17 protein-coding genes are annotated in these 20,963 nt (G+C 57.8%); 14 read left to right on the top strand and 3 right to left on the bottom strand.

Annotated features, from left to right (window positions below):
* Positions 1-177 precede the first annotated feature (177 nt).
* From C1Y43_RS09045 to npr, 11 genes are all read left to right on the top strand, one after another.
* Positions 178-1,161, top strand: a complete 984-nt coding sequence (locus C1Y43_RS09045; protein ID WP_058774893.1) for a calcium/sodium antiporter — start codon at positions 178-180, stop codon at positions 1,159-1,161.
* A 12-nt stretch (positions 1,162-1,173) separates the two neighbouring features.
* A complete protein-coding gene (gene kdsD / locus C1Y43_RS09040; RefSeq protein WP_021507738.1) occupies positions 1,174-2,154 on the top strand; it encodes an arabinose-5-phosphate isomerase KdsD in 981 nt (326 codons plus the stop codon).
* A gap of 13 nt (positions 2,155-2,167) precedes the next feature.
* On the top strand, positions 2,168-2,734 hold the full coding sequence (kdsC, locus tag C1Y43_RS09035; RefSeq protein WP_021507739.1) for a 3-deoxy-manno-octulosonate-8-phosphatase KdsC: 567 nt from the start codon (positions 2,168-2,170) through the stop codon (positions 2,732-2,734).
* Positions 2,731-3,303: an LPS export ABC transporter periplasmic protein LptC gene (lptC, locus tag C1Y43_RS09030; protein WP_021507740.1), complete on the top strand. Its 573-nt coding sequence runs from the start codon at positions 2,731-2,733 to the stop codon at positions 3,301-3,303. The genes kdsC and lptC overlap by 4 nt, the downstream gene beginning before the upstream one ends.
* Positions 3,278-3,832 carry a lipopolysaccharide ABC transporter substrate-binding protein LptA gene (gene lptA, locus C1Y43_RS09025; RefSeq protein ID WP_031279739.1) on the top strand — a complete coding sequence of 185 codons (555 nt, stop codon included), beginning with the start codon at positions 3,278-3,280 and terminating at the stop codon, positions 3,830-3,832. The genes lptC and lptA overlap by 26 nt, the downstream gene beginning before the upstream one ends.
* A gap of 5 nt (positions 3,833-3,837) precedes the next feature.
* Positions 3,838-4,563, top strand: coding sequence for an LPS export ABC transporter ATP-binding protein (gene lptB, locus C1Y43_RS09020; protein WP_010618248.1), 726 nt, complete (start codon positions 3,838-3,840; stop codon positions 4,561-4,563).
* Positions 4,564-4,611: 48 nt separating this feature from the next.
* Entirely contained in the window at positions 4,612-6,045 is a 1,434-nt protein-coding gene (gene rpoN / locus C1Y43_RS09015) for an RNA polymerase factor sigma-54 (protein WP_031279740.1), read from the top strand.
* A 21-nt stretch (positions 6,046-6,066) separates the two neighbouring features.
* Complete coding sequence (hpf, locus tag C1Y43_RS09010) at positions 6,067-6,354, top strand: ribosome hibernation promoting factor (RefSeq protein ID WP_010618250.1); 288 nt, start codon at positions 6,067-6,069, stop codon at positions 6,352-6,354.
* Between the two features lie 166 nt (positions 6,355-6,520).
* Positions 6,521-7,003, top strand: coding sequence for a PTS IIA-like nitrogen regulatory protein PtsN (gene ptsN / locus C1Y43_RS09005; RefSeq protein ID WP_031279741.1), 483 nt, complete (start codon positions 6,521-6,523; stop codon positions 7,001-7,003).
* Positions 7,004-7,055: 52 nt separating this feature from the next.
* Entirely contained in the window at positions 7,056-7,910 is an 855-nt protein-coding gene (gene rapZ, locus C1Y43_RS09000; protein ID WP_021507744.1) for an RNase adapter RapZ, read from the top strand.
* A complete protein-coding gene (npr, locus tag C1Y43_RS08995; protein WP_058759594.1) occupies positions 7,907-8,179 on the top strand; it encodes a PTS phosphocarrier protein NPr in 273 nt (90 codons plus the stop codon). Before rapZ ends, npr begins: the two co-directional genes overlap by 4 nt.
* 5 nt (positions 8,180-8,184) lie before the next feature.
* On the opposite strand, the gene mtgA is transcribed toward npr, so the two are convergent.
* Entirely contained in the window at positions 8,185-8,907 is a 723-nt protein-coding gene (gene mtgA / locus C1Y43_RS08990; protein WP_031279742.1) for a monofunctional biosynthetic peptidoglycan transglycosylase, read from the bottom strand.
* 306 nt (positions 8,908-9,213) lie between these two features.
* On the opposite strand from mtgA, the gene C1Y43_RS08985 reads away from it, so the two are divergent.
* Positions 9,214-9,549 carry a hypothetical protein gene (locus C1Y43_RS08985; protein WP_104188002.1) on the top strand — a complete coding sequence of 112 codons (336 nt, stop codon included), beginning with the start codon at positions 9,214-9,216 and terminating at the stop codon, positions 9,547-9,549.
* Between the two features lie 257 nt (positions 9,550-9,806).
* Here the strand turns inward: C1Y43_RS08985 and arcB are convergent, their stop codons facing one another.
* Positions 9,807-12,140, bottom strand: coding sequence for an aerobic respiration two-component sensor histidine kinase ArcB (gene arcB / locus C1Y43_RS08980; protein WP_104188000.1), 2,334 nt, complete (start codon positions 12,138-12,140; stop codon positions 9,807-9,809).
* An 884-nt stretch (positions 12,141-13,024) separates the two neighbouring features.
* Here arcB and C1Y43_RS08970 point away from each other — a divergent pair.
* Together C1Y43_RS08970 and C1Y43_RS08965 are read left to right on the top strand one after the other, a co-directional pair.
* A complete protein-coding gene (locus C1Y43_RS08970; RefSeq protein ID WP_104187998.1) occupies positions 13,025-18,556 on the top strand; it encodes a glutamate synthase-related protein in 5,532 nt (1,843 codons plus the stop codon).
* Positions 18,557-18,609: 53 nt separating this feature from the next.
* Positions 18,610-20,364, top strand: coding sequence for a sulfite reductase subunit alpha (locus tag C1Y43_RS08965; protein WP_021507751.1), 1,755 nt, complete (start codon positions 18,610-18,612; stop codon positions 20,362-20,364).
* Positions 20,365-20,475: 111 nt separating this feature from the next.
* On the opposite strand, the gene sspB is transcribed toward C1Y43_RS08965, so the two are convergent.
* Positions 20,476-20,961 (bottom strand): ClpXP protease specificity-enhancing factor, encoded by a 486-nt coding sequence (gene sspB, locus C1Y43_RS08960; RefSeq protein ID WP_021507752.1) that lies wholly within the window; start codon positions 20,959-20,961, stop codon positions 20,476-20,478.
* Positions 20,962-20,963: the final 2 nt, after the last annotated feature.

Raw genomic sequence — 20,963 nt, 5'->3', positions numbered from 1 at the left:
TGGTAAACCACAATGCACGATAGTTTTACAGAAACTTACCCGTCCGGTGTGGCGAAAACGGCCTTAAAATTTACTTTTGCCTCTCAGACAGTCAAAATCAGCGCCTGATTCCGCACGCGCACTGCTTTTACCTGTCGGACAAGGTTTGCCGGCACCGTTATCCATCAAGGATTTTTCATGTTCGTAGCCACTGCCCTGCTGTTTATCGGATTGATTTTACTGGCTTACGGAGCTGACCGCCTGGTGTTCAGCGCCGCGATCCTGTGTCGATCCCTTGGCATTCCCCCGTTGATCATTGGCATGACGGTGGTGAGCATTGGCACTTCACTGCCGGAACTGATCGTCTCGTTCTCTGCCGCGCAGCATGGTCAGATGGATTTAGCCGTTGGTACCGCGCTGGGCTCGAACATCACCAATATTCTGCTGATTCTGGGTGGCGCTGCGCTGCTGCACCCTTTAACCGTACACTCCAATCTGATTCGCCGCGAACTCCCTCTGCTGCTGCTGGTCTCACTGCTCAGCGGCATCATGCTGTTTGATAACCAGCTCAGCCGGCTGGATGGCGTGGCACTGCTGCTGCTGGCGCTGGGTTATCTGCTGGTGGCGATCCGCATCGCCCGGCGGGCCGAGCGCGATAATAATGACACCCTGACGCGTGAACAACTGGCGGAACTGCCGCGCGACGAAAGCGGCAACACGGTGGCGTTTCTCTGGCTGGCGGTGGCGCTGATTATTCTGCCGATGTCGACGCGCATGGTGATCGACAACGCCACGGTGTTTGCGGATTACTTCGGCGTTAGCGAACTGGTGATGGGACTGACGCTGATTGCTGTCGGTACCAGCCTGCCGGAACTGGCCACGGTGCTGGCCGGCGCGCTGAAAGGCGAGGACGATATCGCCATCGGCAACCTGATTGGCGCCAATATCTTCAATCTGGCGATTGTGCTGGGCCTGCCGGCGCTGGTGCATCCCGGCGCGATCGATGCGCACGCCTTTGCGCGGGATTACTGGATTATGCTGGGCGTCAGCGTGCTGTTCGCCCTGCTGTGCCTGCTGCGCAAGCGCCGCATCGGCCGCGTAGCGGGCACGCTGCTGTTAGGTGGATTTATCGTGTGGGTGCTGTGGCTTTGGCTCAGCCCCACGCTTATCGCAAGCTATTAAGGATGACTGACCATGTCACATCAGCAACCGGATTTCGACTTCCAGCAGGCAGGTAAAGCGGTACTGCGCATCGAACGCGAAGGGCTGGAACAGCTCGATCAGTATATTAACGCCGACTTCAGCCGCGCCTGCGAAATGATCTTTGCCTGCCGTGGCAAAGTGGTGGTGATGGGCATGGGCAAATCCGGCCATATCGGCAAGAAGATGGCCGCCACCTTCGCCAGCACCGGCACGCCAGCGTTCTTCGTCCACCCGGGTGAAGCCAGCCACGGCGATCTCGGCATGGTCAGCACCAACGATGTGGTGATCGCCATCTCGAACAGCGGCGAGTCAGGCGAAATCCTCGCGCTGATCCCGGTGCTCAAACGGCAGAAAGTGCAGCTGATTTGCCTGACCAGCCGTCCGGAGAGCGCCATGGGCCGGGCTGCCGATGTGCATTTATGCGTGAAAGTACCGCAGGAAGCCTGTCCGCTCGGGCTGGCACCGACCTCCAGCACCACCGCCACGCTGGTGATGGGCGATGCGCTGGCGGTGGCGCTGCTGGAAGCGCGCGGCTTCACCCAGGAAGATTTCGCGCTGTCGCACCCGGGCGGCGCGCTGGGGCGCAAACTGCTGCTGCACGTCAGCGACATTATGCACAGCGGCGATGAAATTCCCCACGTCACCCGTGACGCCTCGCTGCGCGACGCGCTGCTGGAAATCACGCGCAAAAACCTCGGCCTGACGGTGATTGTCGACGATCTGATGAAAATCGAAGGGATTTTCACGGACGGTGACCTGCGCCGCATCTTCGATATGGGCATCGATTTCCAGTCGGCCCGCATCCAGGATGTGATGACGCGCGGCGGGATTCGCGTGCGCCCTAACCTGCTGGCGGTGGACGCGCTTAATCTGATGCAAAACAAAAACATCACTGCGCTGCTGGTGGCCGATGACGATCGCCTGCTCGGTGTGGTACATATGCATGACATGCTGCGCGCTGGCGTGGTCTGAACGGGAAACAACAATGAGTGCTGAAACCACGATGGTCGACACCTGCTACGGCCCGGTGAGCGCCGACGTGATGGCGCGGGCGGCCAATATCCGCCTGCTGATTTGCGATGTCGACGGCGTGATGTCCGACGGCCTGATTTACATGGGCAACAGCGGTGAAGAGCTAAAGGCCTTTAACGTGCGCGACGGTTACGGCGTGCGCTGCCTGCTGACCTCGGACATCGAAGTGGCTATTATTACCGGCCGCCGCGCTAAACTGCTGGAAGATCGCTGTAAAACGCTCGGCATTACGCATCTTTACCAGGGACAGTCGGATAAGCTTTTGGCCTGGCGCGAACTCCTGGATAAACTGTCACTATCGGCAGACCAGGTCGCGTATATTGGTGACGACCTGATCGACTGGCCGGTAATGGCACAGGCGGGTCTGAGCGTGGCCGTCGCCGATGCGCATCCGGTGTTACTGCCGCGTGCGCATTACGTGACGCGCATTGCTGGCGGTCGCGGTGCAGTACGTGAGCTATGCGACCTGATTTTGCTGGCGCAGAACAAATTTGAGGATGCCAAAGGGCAATCAGTATGAGTAAAAGCAGGCGTTGGATAACGCTGATTCTGGCGCTGATCGCCCTGGTGCTGATCGGCTGGAATCTTACCAACCAGGACGACAGCGCCACGCCGGTGGCGACCAACGATCAGGCGCCGACCTACACCAGCGCCAACTCCAGCACCGTGGTGTATAACCCGACGGGTGCGCTGGCCTATAAGCTGGTCTCGGATAAAGTGACCTACTTTTCGGCCGAAGAAGTGAGCTGGTTCGATAATCCGGTGATGACCACTTACGACGAAAACAAAGTGCCCACGTGGTCGGTTCGTGCTGACAAGGCAAAGCTGACGAAAGATCGTATGCTGTATCTTTATGGCCACGTTGAAGTACACACATTGACGCAGGATTCCCAGCTTGAGCGCATCATCACGGATAATGCTCAGGTTAATCTGGTCAGCCAGGATGTGACGTCTGACGATCAGGTCACCCTATTTGGCCGCAGTTTTAACTCCACTGGCATGAAGATGCGCGGCAACCTACGGACAAAGAATGCCGAGCTGCTTGAAAAGGTCAAAACCTCCTATGAAATTCAAAATGAACAAAAATAGCCTTAAGTTGCTGCTGGTGAGTGCGCTGCTGGCAACCAGCCTGCCGGCGCTGGCGTTAACGGGCGATTCGGACAAGCCGGTTAACATCGACTCGGTGAACCAGGCGCTCGATTTGCAGGGTAACGTCGCCACCTTTACCGGCAACGTGATCGTGACCCAGGGCACCATCAAAATTACCGCCGATAAAGTGGTGGTAACGCGTCCGGGCGGCGACAGCAACAAAACCATCGTCGATGCCTACGGCAATCCGGCCACCTTTTATCAGATGCAGGACAACGGCAAACCGGTGCAGGGTCACGCCGCCAAACTGCACTATGAGCTGGCCAACGATTTCGTCGAGCTGACCGGCAACGCCTTTATTGAGCAGCAGGACAGCAACATCAAAGGCGATCGCATCACCTATCTGGTGAAAGAGCAGAAAATGCAGGCCTACAGTCAGGGCCAGAGCAAGCGCGTCACCACCGTGCTGGTGCCGTCGCAGTTGCAGGATAAAAACGGTTCGTCTGCGAGCCCCAAAAAGAGTAACTGATCGCTATGGCCACATTAGTCGCTGAAAACCTGGCGAAAGCCTACAAAGGCCGTCGCGTAGTAGAAGATGTCAGCCTGCAGGTGAAATCCGGCGAGATTGTCGGCCTGCTGGGTCCCAACGGGGCCGGTAAAACCACCACCTTCTACATGGTGGTAGGCATCGTGCCGCGTGATGCCGGCCGCATCATCATTGATGAAGAAGATATCAGTATTCTGCCGCTGCATGCGCGCGCGCGCCGCGGCATCGGTTATCTGCCGCAGGAAGCGTCGATCTTTCGCCGTCTGAGCGTCTACGACAACCTGATGGCGGTACTGCAGGTGCGTGATGACCTGACGGAAGAGCAGCGTCAGGACCGCGCCAATGAGCTGATGGACGAGTTCCACATCGGCCATCTGCGCGACAGCATGGGCCAGGCGCTGTCGGGCGGTGAACGTCGCCGCGTCGAGATTGCCCGTGCGCTGGCCGCCAATCCAAAGTTTATCCTGCTGGATGAACCTTTTGCCGGCGTTGACCCCATCTCCGTTATCGATATCAAAAAGATCATCGAACACCTGCGTGACAGCGGCCTCGGCGTGCTGATCACCGACCACAACGTGCGTGAAACGCTCGCGGTGTGTGAGCGCGCATATATCGTCAGCCAGGGCCATCTGATTGCCCACGGCACGCCAGATGAAATTCTTGCAGATGAGCAGGTTAAGCGGGTTTATTTGGGCGAAGAGTTCAGACTCTGATAAGGTGTCGGCATACCCGACATTTGCTTAGGAAATTCTAGCCGGATTATGAAGCAAGGTTTGCAACTCAGGCTCAGCCAACAGCTGGCGATGACCCCCCAGTTGCAGCAGGCAATCCGCTTGCTGCAACTCTCTACGCTTGAACTCCAGCAGGAACTGCAACTGGCGCTGGAAAGCAATCCGCTGCTTGAACAAACCGATCTGCACGATGAAGTCGACGCCCGCGAATTTCAGGAGAACGAGGCGTTAGATACCCGTGAGGCACTCGAGCAGAAAGAGATGCCGGAAGAGCTGCCGCTCGATGCCACCTGGGACGAGATCTACACGGCCGGCACGCCCTCGGGCACCGGCACCGATTACCAGGACGACGAGCTACCGGTGTATCAGGGTGAAACCACGCAGTCGCTGCAGGACTATCTGATGTGGCAGGTGGAACTGACGCCGTTCACCGACACCGACCGCGCCATCGCCACCTCCATCGTCGATGCCATTGACGATACCGGTTATCTCACCGTCAGCTTACAGGACATTTGTGACAGTATTGGTGACGAAGAGCTGACGCTGGAAGAGGTGGAAGCGGTGCTGAAGCGCGTACAGCGTTTCGATCCGGTGGGTGTCGGCGCACGCGATCTGCGTGACTGCCTGCTGGTGCAGCTGTCGCAGTATGCGGCCGATATGCCGATGCTGAACGAAGCACGGCTGATTGTCAGCGAGCACCTCGACCTGCTGGCTAACCACGATTTCCGCAGCCTGATGCGCGTGACGCGGCTGAAGGAAGAGGTGCTGAAGGAAGCGATGCTGCTGATTCAGTCGCTCGATCCGCGCCCCGGGCAGTCCATCAATACCAGCGAGCCCGAGTATGTGATTCCCGATGTGCTGGTGCGCAAGACTGGCACGCGCTGGACGGTGGAGCTGAACGCTGACAGCCTGCCGCGCCTGAAGATTAATCAGCATTACGCCGCGATGGGCGGTTCTGCGCGTAATGACAGTGACAGTCAGTTTATTCGCAGCAACTTACAGGAAGCCCGCTGGCTGATTAAGAGCCTGGAGAGCCGCAACGACACGCTGCTTAAAGTGACGCGCTGTATTGTCGAACAGCAGCAGGCGTTTTTTGAACAGGGTGAAGAGTATATGCGTCCGATGGTGCTGGCGGATATCGCCCAGGCCGTGGATATGCATGAATCCACCATTTCCCGCGTCACCACGCAAAAGTATTTGCACAGCCCGCGTGGCATTTTTGAACTGAAGTATTTTTTCTCCAGTCACGTCAGCACCGAAGGCGGTGGCGAAGCCTCGTCGACGGCGATCCGTGCACTGGTGAAAAAATTAATCTCCGCGGAAAATCCCGCAAAACCCTTGAGCGACAGCAAACTGACCTCCATGTTATCTGAACAGGGCATCATGGTGGCGCGACGTACGGTTGCTAAGTATCGCGAGTCTTTATCTATACCGCCATCAAACCAGCGCAAGCAGCTGGTTTGACCGAAACAAGAAGGAAGACCTATGCAGCTAAACCTTACCGGACTGAATGTTGAGATAACCGACCCACTGCGCGAATTTGTAAATAACAAATTTGCCAAACTGGAACACTATTTTGATCGTATCAATCAGGTTTATATTGTTCTGAAAGTGGAGAAGGTGACGCAGATTGCGGAAGCAACCCTGCACGTCAACGGCGGGGAGCTGCACGCCACATCGGAAGCGGAAGACATGTACGCGGCCATCGACGGGTTGATTGACAAGCTGGCCCGTCAGCTGACCAAACACAAAGACAAACTGAAAAAACACTAACCTTCACGCTTGCAGAGTGCTGACGGGTTCAGCACTCAGAGGAGAAATGGGGCGGGTCACCGCCCCGTTTTGTCATCTGCGCAAGCGCCTGCAGTCACCTGCCCTGCCCGTTCGCGGTGTCCCGGTACGTGCCTTACGGCTATGTGAACACGCAAGTGAAACGATGATGAACAACGATCTGACACTGGAATTGAGCGCGGTCCTTTCGCTGGACTGCACCCGCAGCGGCGTACACTGCCAGAGTAAAAAGCGCGCGCTGGAAATTATCAGCGAGCTGGCCGCTAAGCAGCTCAATCTGCCGCACCAGACGCTTTTTGAAGCCATCCTGACCCGTGAACGCATGGGCAGTACCGGCATTGGCAACGGCATCGCCATCCCGCACGGCAAGCTGGAGGAGGATACGCTGCGCGCCGTTGGCGTGTTTATCAGCCTCGACCAGCCTATCGCCTTTGACGCCGTCGACAACCAGCCGGTTGACCTGCTGTTTGCCCTGCTGGTGCCCGCAGACCAGTGCAAAACCCATCTGCACACCCTGTCGCTGGTGGCGAAACGCCTGGCGGATAAAACCGTCTGCCGCCGTTTGCGCGCGGCACAGAGCGATGAAGAGCTCTACGCCATCATTACAGAAGCTCAGGAAGATCACGCTTAAGCGACAGACACTTTTACCGGCCTGCGTGCCGGTTTAACACGGGAGAAATGTGATGGTGCTGATGATCGTTAGCGGTCGGTCAGGCTCAGGAAAATCAGTCGCGCTGCGCGCCCTTGAGGATATGGGCTTCTACTGTGTCGATAACCTGCCGGTGGTGCTGCTGCCGGAGCTGGCGAACACCTTAACCGAGCGCAATATCTCAGCGGCGGTCAGCATTGACGTGCGCAACATGCCGGAATCACCGGAGGTGTTTGAGCAGGCACTGAACAATCTGCCGGAAGCGTTCTCGCCACAGCTGCTGTTTCTGGACGCCGATCGCAACACGCTGATCCGCCGCTACAGCGACACGCGCCGCCTGCATCCGCTCTCCAGCAAAAATCTGTCGCTGGAAAGCGCCATTGATGAGGAAAACGATCTGCTGGAGCCGCTGCGCTCGCGTGCCGATCTGATCATCGATACCTCAGAGATGTCGGTGCATGAGCTGGCAGAAATGCTGCGCACGCGCCTGCTGGGCAAGCGTGAGCGTGAACTCACCATGGTGTTTGAATCCTTCGGCTTCAAGCACGGCATCCCGATCGACGCCGATTACGTGTTTGACGTGCGGTTCCTGCCTAACCCGCACTGGGATCCGAAGCTGCGTCCGATGACCGGGCTCGATCGTCCGGTGGCGGCCTTCCTCGATCGTCACACCGAAGTGCACAACTTTATCTACCAGACGCGCAGCTATCTCGAGCTGTGGCTGCCGATGCTGGAAACCAATAACCGCAGCTATCTGACGGTGGCGATTGGCTGTACCGGCGGTAAGCACCGTTCGGTCTACATTGCCGAACAGCTGGCAGACTATTTCCGTTCGCGCGGTAAAAATGTGCAGTCCCGTCATCGCACCCTGGAAAAACGCAAATCATGACCGTGAAGCAAACCGTTGAGATTCGAAATAAGCTGGGTATGCATGCGCGCCCGGCGATGAAGCTATTTGAGCTGGTGCAGAGTTTTGATGCGGAAGTGCTGCTGCGTAACGAGGCCGGTACCGAAGCCGAAGCCAGCAGCGTGATTGCGCTACTGATGCTCGACTCCGCTAAAGGCGGTCATATCGAAATCGAGGCCAGCGGCCCGCAGGAAACCCAGGCGCTGGCCGCGGTCATTGAGCTGTTTGAAGCCGGTTTTGACGAAGACTAACCGCGTCAGTGCAGCTGGTAACGGTTGAGAAAACCCTCGCCGCCCAGCTGGCGCATCTGGCGCATAATCCACTGCTGGCGCTGACGAATGTAGCCGGACGGTGCATCCGCGCGGAAGCGAATCGGATTCGGCAGCACCGCCGCCAGCAAAGCGGCTTCCGCCATGCTCAGCCGGCTGGCAGGCTTGTGGAAATAGCGCTGCGATGCCTCTTCCACACCAAACACTCCATTACCGAATTCCGCAATATTCAGGTACACCGTCAGAATGCGGCGTTTGGTCCATACCGTTTCCAGTCCCACCGTCAGCCCGGCCTCCAGCCCTTTGCGCACCCAACTGCGGCCATCCCACAAGAACAGGTTCTTCGCCGTCTGCTGAGACAGCGTTGATGCGCCGCGCATCCGTTCGCTGCCGTCATTGTCCAGCACCTGCTGAATGGCATGCACGTCAAAGCCCCAGTGCTCGGGGAATTTCTGATCTTCCGAGGCGATCACCGCCAGCGCCATCCACGGTGAAATCTCATCCATTCCCACCCAGTCTGAATGCGCGACATAATCGAAGCGTCCGCTGAACCACGCGCCAAGCTGCCGCTCCACCATTACCGCCGAAAACGGCACCGGCAAAAATGCGAACAGCACAATACCGGCCAGCCACAGACCCAGCCATGCCAGAAGCACCCTGCCAGCCAGCCGCTTCAGGCGCTGGACCATCTTCCCTTTACTCTTACTCATGCAATCGTCTCTTACCGGTTCCCTGGATTAATCAATTACTCAGGTCATGATTTCAAATAGCGGTGATGCAAGCCGGAATTTTATCTCTGCGGCATCGCGACCACCAGCCAAACTCATTGCGCGGGCAACCATCGTTCCTCTATTAGAGCCAGTCGCATCAAGCACTTCCGGCAAAAAGGAATCGGTTCCATGCAGAAAAATCGCGCAGCGCCCACGGGCATAAATACTTAACCGATTGTGATACTGCTCACGTTAAACCTTTCACGATGTTTAACTATCATCTTTAGTAGTCAGTGAAGATGTTCATTGACAACCGAGACCATTCTGAAAAACACGGCGCAAATAGCGACAATTACGCTTCAGGCCAGGGCTCAACCTGTAAAACGTTTTACCGCCCATCCGGTTTACGCTAACCGTTCAATGCCCGAACTGGAACTTTCAGCCGGGGGTTTCCAAAACGTTTTGGATAACCGCGGCAAAATCTGGTTATTCATTATTAGAATCAATAACATGAGCATAAAAACGGCCGTTGCGCTGCGCTTTTTGCCGTTTCCCTTCGCTGCGCAGCGCTTTCCGGACCGCGACTGTGGGAAAACCAGGCAAAAAACCGAACATTTGCTCAAAAATAGTGCAATACGCTAAAGAAATTGATTCCTTGCTTGACTGTGTCAGCAAATTAATGTTTTCTGTATTTAAACGCTGCTCAACATCACACAATTTAATGAATCTTGTCACAAGCTGTGGCGAATTTGCTAAGGTGATTTTGAAGCGTTAACCAATACCACGCTGTTGCTTTTGTATTCGATTTCTAATAATAGCAGCAGCGCCCATTTCCCTGGTGTTGGCGCAGTATTCGCGCACCCCGGTTTCGACTGGGGTCATTTTTTTTCTGGCCCGCGCTATTTTTCCCGCTCTGCAACCCAGTTCCGTAATACTTCAACGTCGTGCCGCCACTCGTGCTTCAGCTCGTCAACCCACTCCTGCACGTTATCCCACCAGGCCGGCAATTCCGGTGACTGAATCTGTTTCGCCAGTTTCTGCAGATGCAGCAGGCCGACGGAGCCCGCCGCGCCTTTGATCTTGTGCCCCTCTTCGGCGATGCCCTTCTGGTCACGCGCCATCATGTTGGAGTCCAGCACCTCAAGATAACCCGGCATCATCTGCTCGAACATCGTCAGGCTTTGGATGATCAGCCCCGGACCAACCAGCTCGATATACTGCTCCAGCATGTCGACATCCAGCAGCGTGCGTGACTGTTCCGCGTCGGCGTCACTCACCACCGCTTCCGCTTCGGCCTGGTAATCCCAGAATTTCTTGATCATCGCGGTCAGGGCCGGCACCGCCAGCGGTTTGCTCAGCACATCGTCCATGCCGGCATCGAGATACTCTTTTTTATCCTTCAGCACGTTGGCAGTCAGCGCCACCAGCGGCGGCAGCGTCACGCCGGCGTGCTGCTGATGAATGGCGCGCGACACATCGAGGCCGGTCATGTCCGGCAGCTGGATATCCAGTAGCACCAGGTCGAACTCCTGCGGATCGAACATCGCCAGCGCCTCACCGCCGGTCATCGCCACCTCCACGCTGCAACCCAGCTTCTCCAGTACCGAGCGCGCCACAATCACGTTGAGCTCGATATCTTCTACCAGTAGCACGTGCAGCGCCGGCAACGGCATGCTGTCGTCCTGATCCTCATCTTCCACTTCATCCGCCACGCGCGGCGCGTGGATTTCCACGGTAAAGCACGAGCCCTGACCCGGTGCGCTGCTAACAGTGATATCGCCGCCCATCGCCTGCGCCAGCCGGCGTGACACCGCCAGGCCAATCCCGGTGCCGGTGGCCGGTTTACCGCCGTGCTGATCTTTCACCTGGTAATACATGGCGAAGATTTTATCCTGCTCTTCCTGCGGAATGCCCATCCCGGAGTCCTGCACCTCAAAGTGCAGCGTTTCGTCCTGGCGATAGGCGACGCGCACCACGATTTCGCCCTGCCGGGTAAACTTCACGGCATTGCCGATCAGGTTCCACAGAATCTGGCGCAGGCGCGTGCCATCGGCGGAGATCTTGTGCGGCAGCGGCAACTCCGGTGCCATGACGAACTTCAGCCCTTTCGGCTGCGCCAGCAGGCCGGAGAGGTTTTCCAGGTCGGCCAGGAAGCCGGTGAAATCCAGCGGCTGGTTATCCAGCTGCACTTTGCGCCGTTCAATCTTGTCGACTTCAATCACATCATTAAAGATGTTGCCAAGGGTGATGGCCGAGACGTGAATGGTTTTCAGGTACTTCAGCTGCTCCTGATTGAGATCGGTATCCAGCAGGATGCGGCTTAACCCGACGATGCCATTAAGCGGCGTACGCAGCTCGTGGCTGATGGTGGAGATAAAGGTGGTCTTTTCACGGCTGGCGTTCTCCAGCGCGTCCTGATAGCGCTTACGCTCGGTAATATCGCGTCCGAAGCCCATCAGGCCGCTGCGCTTACCGACGCGGTCGTAATACGGCACTTTGCGGATTTCAAAGCAGGCTTTGCGCCCGTCCGGATACTGCAGCCACTGTTCATAGGTAAGCGACACATTGTGGCGAAACACCTTCTCATCGGTCTCCAGCACTTTGGTGGCGGCATCTTCGTCATAAATGTCGCGCGGCGTCAGGCCAATCAGCTGCTTCTCGCTCAGGCCGGTGAGCAGTTCCATGGCGCGGTTACAGCCGGAGAACTGTTTGTCGATGTTGCGATAGAACACCAGGTCGGGCGAGGCATCGAGGAACGAACGCAGGAAGGAAGATTGCTGCTCCAGCTCAATCTGCGCCTGCTCACGCCGCGTCATCTCTTCGCGCAGCTTATCCATCACCTGCTCGCGCGCCTGCTCTGCTTTAATACGGTCGCTGATTTCCTGGTTCAGCTGGCTGATGGTCTCTTTCATCTGCTGATTCAGTTCAAGGTCGCGCGTGCGCATCTCCTCCAGCTTGTCCACCAGCTTCGACAGCCGCTGGCGCGACTCCTCCAGCTGATCGACCACCACGGAGAGAAAGTAGACCGCCCACGGAGTAATCAGCAGGCCAAAAAACACCGAACGCACCACGTCGATACTTTCAACGTGGCCACGCAGCACCATGGTGACCGCCATCTGCACCACCATTGCCAGCACCACCAGCGCCGAAGCCAGCAGCAGCGAAAACCGCACCAGCCCGAGCTTGACCATTAAATCCACGTAGTACTGTGCTAAAAGACGAATCTGTTTCATTACGCGCTCCCTGAACGAATCTGGCTCATCATAGCGTAATTATCTGCGCGCTGCGCCGCCGCACGCGCCGTGCGGACTGACTTTACGCCCTGTTATGGTGCAGCAGCGCGGCGTTTCGCCGACGTTCCCGCCTTTATGCCTAAAGCGCTTGACTAATTCTGCCAACTGAATAATCTGGAGGGCCGCGCTTTTGCGGGTCCCGGTGCCGCGTGCCCGGCGCATCCGCTTTCTGCAGCCATCCCTCCTGATGGTTGCCTTCCGTTATTGCATATCCATTCAGCTTAAGTGCTGTTTTAATCACACCCCGGTTAATTAATTTTACTAATGGCAACCGCGTTTTGATTCAAATGTTCCGCCATAAGAAAAACAGATACATGCTGTGCACGAAACGGTCCAAACAGAATTTTGTACTGGCATCCCCACATTCAACAGCATGGTCTGGAAATATGAGGCCGATCACACAGTGAGACGGCTCACACTTCATAAGGGAATCAGAAAGGTCAGATTGACATATATTTACGTAATAAAAATATAATAATCATACAGTTAAATCGCAAAAAGGCTGATTAACCGTAATAAAGCTGGCTATTTGACCTGAGTTCGCTTTCCCGATAAGTTGGAATTCCGCTGGATGCTTTCCAGTCGGGACTGTGTCTCGGCATATCTATGCAGCAAGAAGACTCCCTCTGGATGCAAGTTATCTCCCTTAGAGACCGGATTTTATGGACAGCCAATCAAGGACGTGAATCAGTGCCTTGATTGTCGTTGTCCGGTGTTGCGACGTCCGCGTAAAAGCGCGCGAAAACAAATTGATACAGCACGCAGCAGCGCTCTGTGCCTGAAATAATGCAGGTAATGTCTAAAGCAGTTTAAGGAGACCCTCAATGTCCACTCAACAACCTAACCCCTGGGGTTTGTATGATCCATCAGCAGGAAGCGACAGCTGTGGTGTAGGTTTCATTACCCGCAAGGACGGCGAGCAGACCCATGAAATCCTGCAGATGGCGCACAGCGCCCTGTGCACGGTACCGCACCGTGGCGGGATGTCTGCAGAGGGTGTGGGCGATGGCGCGGGCGTTAACGTTGACCTCTCCCTGAACTTCTTCCGTAAGCTGACCGGTCAGGCGCTGGAAGCGGGCCGCTTTGGCGTGGGCAACTTCTTTGTGCCAAAAGATGCGGCGCTGCGCGCGAACGCAGAGCGTCTGGTTGAAGAGACGCTGGCCGCTTACAACTTCCCGGTGCTGCTGAAGCGTGATATGCCGCTGGACAACAGCGTCACGCGCCCGGCCGCACAGCAGTTCCAGCTGCCGATCGTGCAGTGGGTGTTTGCCGCACCGCAGGACGTTACCGAGCAGAGCGACTTCGAGCGCCACATTTACCGTGCGCTGCTGGACATCGAAGCACGCGCCTTTACCGAAAGCGAATTCGGCGGTCTTTATCCGCTGTCGCTGTCGTCGCGCACTCAGGTGTTCAAAGCCCGCCTGAACTCCAACGAAGTGATCCCTTACTTCAAAGATCTGACCGATCCCGATCATCAGGTGCGCGGACTGTTTTTCCATACCCGCTTCTCCACCAATACCGATCCGCATACCACGATGGCGCAGCCGTTCCGCCTGATGGCGCACAACGGTGAGCTGAACACGGACCGTAAAAACCGCATCGCGGAAGCGGCACTGATGCTGGCGCGCGGCAAAAAGATCGTGCGGCCAAAAGGCCAGTCTGACAGTTCGCGTCTCGATCAGAGCATCCACAGCCGTCTGATGGAAGATAACCTCGATCTGATCAACGCCGTGGTTTCAATGATGCCGCCGGCGTGGGAAAACGACACCTCGCTGTCAGCTGAAGTGCGCGCCATGCTGGAATACTTCTCGCTGTATGAAGAGAAGAACGACGGCCCCGCCGCGCTGATCTTCGGTAACGGCGAAGTGATTGGCGCACGGCTGGACCGTCTTGGTCTGCGTCCGCTGCGCTCCGTAGAAACCGCTGAATACATCGGTGCGATGTCAGAAGCCGGCCAGATCGCCTTCCCACCGGAGAGCGTGCTGCGCCGTGGCCGTATCGAAGCTGGCGGCATGCTCTATTACGATCACAAAGAGAAACGCTCTTACACCACCGTGCAGGCGCTGGAAAAGCTGGCGGCAGAAAAAGATTATCTCTCCCTGGTGCAGGCGGCACGCGTTGAACTGCAGCAGCTGCCGGAAGTGCCGGCAGAGAAACTCGGCTCACCGCTGCGCTATCGCGGCGACCTGAAAACCTATCAGCGCTTTGTGGCTTACTACTACAACCAGGAAAGCTTCAAATTCATGATGGACCCGATGCTGCAAACCGGCGCTGAGAAGATCTCCGCGATGGGTTACGGCAACGCCATCAATGGCCTGTCCGATCATGAAGGCGGCATGGCGCACTACTTCTCGCAGCGCTTTGCACAGGTCACCAACCCGCCGCTCGACTCCATCCGTGAAGCGGACGGCATGACGCTGCGCGTGGCCCTCGGCGCTAAACCGCACCTCGGCCGCAGTAAAGGCCAGCAGATCATCGTGCCAAGCCCGATCCTGACGCACCTTGACATGCTGCGTCTGCGCGAGCAGAAAGTGGCGCCGTATGCGCGCTTCGAGATGCTGTATGAGCCGGTCATCGGTAAAGACATCGTCAGCCGCGCCGCCAACGCCAAAGCGCTGGAAAACGCTATCGATAACCTGGCGCAGCAGGTGGTGGATTTTGCCCGTCAGCAGGGCGGCATCGCGGTGATTACCGATCGCCATATCTCTTCAACTCATGCTGCCATTCCGATGCTGCTGATGGTGTCGGCCATCAACCAGCGTCTGGTGCAGGAAGGCCTGCGTCTGGATGTGTCACTGGTGGTCGAGAGCGGCCAGAGCATCTCCTCGCACCATATCGCCGCCACGCTCGGCTTTGGCGCCTCTGCCGTGTATCCGCTGGGCGTACAGATGCGTGCAGAAGAGAAGTTTGGCGAAGGTGAAGAAGGCAACAAAGCGTTCAAACGCTATGCCAAAGCGGCAGAAAAAGCGCTGATGAAAACCATGGGCAAAGTGGGCCTGTGTACCGTTGAGAGCTACAGCTGCGGTGAGTTCTTCGAGCCGAACTTCCTCGATACCGAAGATCCGGTGCTTAAGAAATATTTCCCGAATATCAAAACTCCGGTGGGCGGCGCGGGCTTCCCGGCCATCGCGCAGATGGCGGTGGACTGGCACCAGAGCGCACTGAAAATTCAGGGCGAAGCCGAAGTGCCACTGCTGGGTCTGTTCAAAGAACGTTCTGAGGGTGCGGGCCACTCGTATGGCACCATCGCGGTACGTACCTTTATTGATATGACAGAGCAGCCGATTCGTTTCGCCGACAAAGCGCGCGAAGAGGACAACTTTATCCGTCTGATGACGCTGGCCAGGCTGGACAACGCGTTTAGCATCAAAGCCGAGTCGTTTAAAGACAGCAGCTTCGAGCGCATCCCGAATGCGGTGATCGACAGCTTTGCTATCACGCCGGATTACCGTCAGTTCTCCAGCCTGATGCACGCCGAGCGTAAGCGTCGGCCGGCGGCGCTGCGCGACATCCTCGCGCTGCCGTGCGATCTGACCCACGTGGACAGCGAAGCCGAATTTGGCCGCAAGCTGGGCCGCTACTCGCTGGTCAACAACGGCTTCGCCATTCGCGGCCTGCGCTGCGAAGCGGTGAACGGCAGCCTCAACCAGTTTGAGCTGCGTCTGATTGATGCCATTGCCGGCCTGAAACCGGAGAGCGAGCGTCTGGCCGCGCTGTCACGCGCGCTGAAAACCCGCTTTAACGATGAGATCGAAAGCAGCAGCATCACTGAAGGCGTGTTGTACATTACCGCTTACGGTCAGGCAGCAGACTATCTGGCAAAAATCTTTACCGCGCTGCCCTCGCTGCCGCTGGAAGAGGTCCAGCCGGCGCACGAAATCACCCGTACCTTCGCCTCAGGCGCCATGAGCCACGGCGCGCTGGTCGCGCCGGCGCACGAAGCGGTGGCGCACGGCACCAATATGGTGGGCGGAATGAGTAACTGTGGTGAAGGTGGCGAACACTATTCACGTCACGGCACCATTCGCGCATCGCGCATCAAACAGCTGGCGTCCGGTCGTTTCGGCGTGTGGGCGGCTTATCTGGCCGACCCGATGCTGGAAGAGCTGGAGATCAAAATCGGCCAGGGCGCTAAACCGGGCGAAGGCGGTCAGCTGCCAGCACCGAAAGTGACGGTGGAGATTGCGGCCGCGCGTGGCGGTACGCCGGGCGTTGAGCTGGTATCACCGCCGCCGCATCACGATACTTATTCTATCGAGGATTTGGCGCAGCTGATCCACGACTGTAAAGCGGCGCGCGTGCGCGTTATCGTCAAACTGGTGTCGTCTGAAGGCATCGGTACTATCGCAGTCGGCGTGGCAAAAGCCGGCGCAGACGTCATCAACGTCGCCGGTAACACCGGCGGCACCGGCGCGGCGTCGGTCACCAGCCTGAAATACACCGGGCGCGTGGCGGAAATCGGTATCGCCGAAGTACACCAGGCGCTGTGCGCTAACGGGCTGCGTGACAAAGTGCAGCTGCGCTGCTCCGGCGCACAGCAGACCGGCAGCGACGTGATCAAATCAGCGCTGCTCGGCGGCGACAGCTTCGAGTTCGGCACCACCGCGCTGATGATGCTGAAATGCGTGATGGCGAAAAACTGTAACGTCAAATGCCCGGCTGGCCTCACCACTAACGCTGAAGCCTTCGATGGCGATCCGCGTCAGCTGGCGCAGTACTTCATCAACGTGGCGCAGGAAGTGCGTGAGTTCCTCGCACGCCTCGGTCTGCGTTCGCTGCGTGAAGCGCGCGGCCGCTCTGACCTGCTGCACCTGATGGATCATCCGCTGGAAGTGGGCAAACTCGATCTGCGCGCCATGCTGACTGTGGTGCCGGAGCAGAAGATCGCTCAGCCGGTGTATCTGGAAAAAGATTTCGAGCTGGACGATGGCTGGGCAGACGAGCTGAAAGCGCAGCTGGTTGATGCTGCCCGCCGCGAGATTACGCTGGGTAACGGCGTAACGCTGAACAACCGTAACAAGAGCGTTGGCGGTCAGCTGGCGATCGATATTGAGCGCATGCTGAACCACGAGCTGTCGGCGCAGCAGCTGGCCGCGCTGCCGGCGGTACTGCAGGATGACCGTGGCCGGAAATATCTGGCACCGCGCACAGTGCAGATTGATACCCGCGGGTCAGCCGGTCAGTCATTTGGCGCGTTCTGCAACGACGGCATGCAGATGAAGCATTACGGCACCTGTAACGATGGCGTCGGTAAAGGTCAGTGTGGCGGCGAACTGGTGGTGATGTCACCGGGCGGCGGCGCACAGGACAGCGACGGCAACGTGCTAATTGGTAACTTTGCGCTGTTCGGCGCGACCGGCGGTCGTCTGTTTGTTCAGGGCCAGGCCGGTGACCGTTTCGCCGTGCGTAACTCAGGCGCCACCGCGGTGGTGGAAGGCGTCGGCGACTTCTGCTGTGAATACATGACCAACGGCGCGATTCTTAACCTCGGCACCTTTGGTAAAGGTTTCGGTAACGGCATGAGCGGCGGCTTCGCCTATCAGTACGATCCGTACCGTTCCCTGGCCGCGCACGCCGCCGGTGATTCGGTGCTGTTCGGCTCCATCGCTGACGAAGACGAAATGGCGCAGGTGCACAAGCAGGCAGTGCTGACCATGCTGCACTGGCACCTCGAAGCCACCCAGTCGCCGCGCGCGGCGTGGCTGCTGGAGAACTGGGAAACCGAGTGTCAGCACTTCGTTTACGTCATGCCGCGCTCGCTGCTGCTGTATCAGGACGGCGGCGAAATCCTGAAAGCGAAAACGCGTAAGGATTTGCTGGAAGAGCTGTCCACGTCGCTGGCCGCGCATCAGGTTGCCAAGTTCAAATCAGCCTGGCGTGCGGGCAAAACCATCGCCGACGGTGCGGTACCGGCCTACGGCGCGACCGATACGCAGGAGATGTTTGTTCTGCTGAATAATTACACCGTTCTGAGCTTCGCGCAGCAGCTGGCGCTGGGCAAACTGCCGAAAGGCACAGCGGTGGAAGATGCGGCAGTCGAGAAAGCGGTTCGCAACCTGCTGATGACCGAAGATTTCGCGCTGGTCAGCAAGCTGCAGCGTCATGCCCGTGCGGCCATTGAGAACTACAGCGATGATGAGCTGGCAAGCCTGATCGCCGCCAAGCGTATGTCGGATTACAAAGCCGCGCTGACGCAGCGCAACATTCGCTCCATGGACAGCCTGGCAACCTATGGCTGGATCATTTATCAGGACGCCTGCAACCGTGAGGTGCTGGGCCATCTGCCTGATTTTGAAGAGCTGTTTGCACGCGCCGCACTGCCAGAGATTGCCGCCGCGGTCGGGAAACTCTCCTGATTGCGCTGCGAAAGAAGATTGATGACGATAAAACGGTTTGAGTACTGATATCCATGAAGATTCCTTACATTCCTGAAGACGCGCCGTTTAACGGCGAACAGAAATACTGGCTGGCGGGGTTTCTCGCCGGTCTCCACTCGCGCCTGCTGGTATTAGAAGACAAGCAGACCGCACCGGCAGCGGGCGCCAGTGCCACCACCCAGCTGCATATTCTGTTTGGCTCCCAGACCGGTAACGCCGAAGCGCTGGCGCAGACCGCAGCCAAAGCGGCGCGCGCTAAAGGCCTGGTGCCGGTAGTGCAGGCGCTGGGTGAAGTGGATCTGGATGTGTTCGCCACCATGCGTCATGTACTGATCGTCACCTCCACCTACGGCGAAGGCGAAATGCCAGACAACGCACAGCTGTTCTGGCAGGCCATCTCAGCCAGCACCGCGCCGCGTCTGGAGCAGATGCACTTTGCCGTGCTGGCAATCGGCGATACCGGCTACGACGGTTTCTGCCAGGCCGGTAAGTTCATTGATATGCGCCTGGAGCAGTTGGGGGCGAAACGCGTAGTGGATCGCATCGACTGCGACATCGATTACGAAGAGCCTTCCAGCGAGTGGATTGGCAGCGCCATGCCACAGTTTGCCGCCAGCGCGGGCAGCAGCGGCACGGTGCTGGAGAGCGCGCCGGAAGCGCCGGTAATCCCAGGCAGCAACAAGCAAAACCCATACGCGGCGGCGCTGGTGACCAATAAGCGTCTGTCAGGCGAGCAGTCCGCCAAAGATATCCGTCACTTCGAATTTGACCTGAGCGACAGCGGCCTGAAATACGAAGCCGGTGATGCGCTGGGCGTGATCCCGGTGAACGATGCCGGGCTGGTGAGCCTGCTGCTGAGCGAACTGAAAGCCGACTACGAAACCCCGGTGCCGGGCTTTGACCGTAACCTCGGCGATCTGCTGACCTATCAGTTCGAGATTTCTGAGCCGTCGCGCAAGCTGATTGAGTGGGTCGGACAGCACACAACCAACCAGGAGCTGCTGCACGTGCTGCAGCACGACGATAAAGACACTCTGGCCAACTGGCTGTGGGGCAAAGATACGCTGGATCTGCTGCAGCTCGAGCTGAAGCGCAGCCTGTCGGTGCCGGAGCTGGTGGCGATGCTGCGTCCGCTGCAGCACCGTGCTTACTCCATTTCGTCCAGCTCGAAGGCGCACCCTAACCAGGTGCATCTGACCATCGCTTCCGTGCGCTATCACAGCGGTGGCCGCGAGCGTAAAGGCGTGTGCTCAACCTATCTGGCTGAACGCGTGCGTCGCGGAGAGAAGCCGGCGATCTTTATTTCGCCGAACAAAGCGTTCCGCGTGCCGGCGAACAATAACGCCCCGCTGATCATGGTCGGTCCGGGTACCGGCATCGCGCCGTTCCGCGCCTTCCTGCAGGAGCGTCAGGCGACCGGTGCTGAAGGTAAAAACTGGCTGTTCTTCGGCGACCAGCATCAGGAACATGATTACATTTACGCGGATGAGCTGGCGGGCTGGCAGCAGAGCGGTCTGCTGACGCATCTCGACCTGGCCTTCTCCCGCGATCAGGAAGAGAAGATTTACGTGCAGAACCGCATGCTGGAGAAAGGCGCTGAGCTGTACGCCTGGCTGCAGGAAGGCGCCTACTTCTATGTCTGTGGCGATGCCTCACGCATGGCGAAGGATGTCGATGCCGCGCTGTATGAAGTGGTGCGTCAGTTCGGTGGTCTTTCCAGCGAACGTGCCGCAGCCTATATCGATCAGCTGAAGAAAGATAAGCGTTATCTGCGCGACGTTTATTAAGATCGGTACAAAGGGAGCGCTACGCTCCCTTTGGTCTGCCGCGCGCTAAGCCGCGCTGCGACACAGGCATAAAAAAACGGGCTAATCAGCCCGTTTTTTATTTTCCGCGATTTACTTCACTACGCGCAGTGAAGGACGTCCACCGCGCGGCGGCGGTTCGTCATCCGGTGAAGAGTCGTCATCCGTCGCATCGTCCGGACGGTCACCATCAATCACCGACATCAGCGTCTCTTCCTGGCCGCCTTCCTGCTCGTCGCCGGACAGCTCATAAGCCGGCTCCGGTTCGAACATGGTGCCGGCGCCGTTTTCGCGCGCGTAAATCGCCAGCACCGCAGCCATCGGCACGGATACCTGGCGCGGCACGCCGCCGAAACGCGCATTGAAGCGCACCTGATCGTTGGCAAGCTCAAGGTTACCCACCGCGCGCGGTGCGATGTTCAGGACAATCTGTCCGTCACGAGCGTACTCCAGCGGCACCTGTACGCCAGGCAGATTGATATCCACCACCAGATGCGGCGTCAGCTGGTTGTCGAGCAGCCATTCATAAAAGGCCCGCAGCAGATAGGGACGGCGGGCAGTAAGTTGCGACATTTCCATAG

Source organism: Pantoea sp. ICBG 828 (assembly GCF_002928355.1).
In the GTDB taxonomy this organism is placed as follows: domain Bacteria; phylum Pseudomonadota; class Gammaproteobacteria; order Enterobacterales; family Enterobacteriaceae; genus Pantoea; species Pantoea dispersa.
Note: the sequence above shows the minus strand (reverse complement) of the source record. Positions and strands in the feature narration are given on the sequence as shown.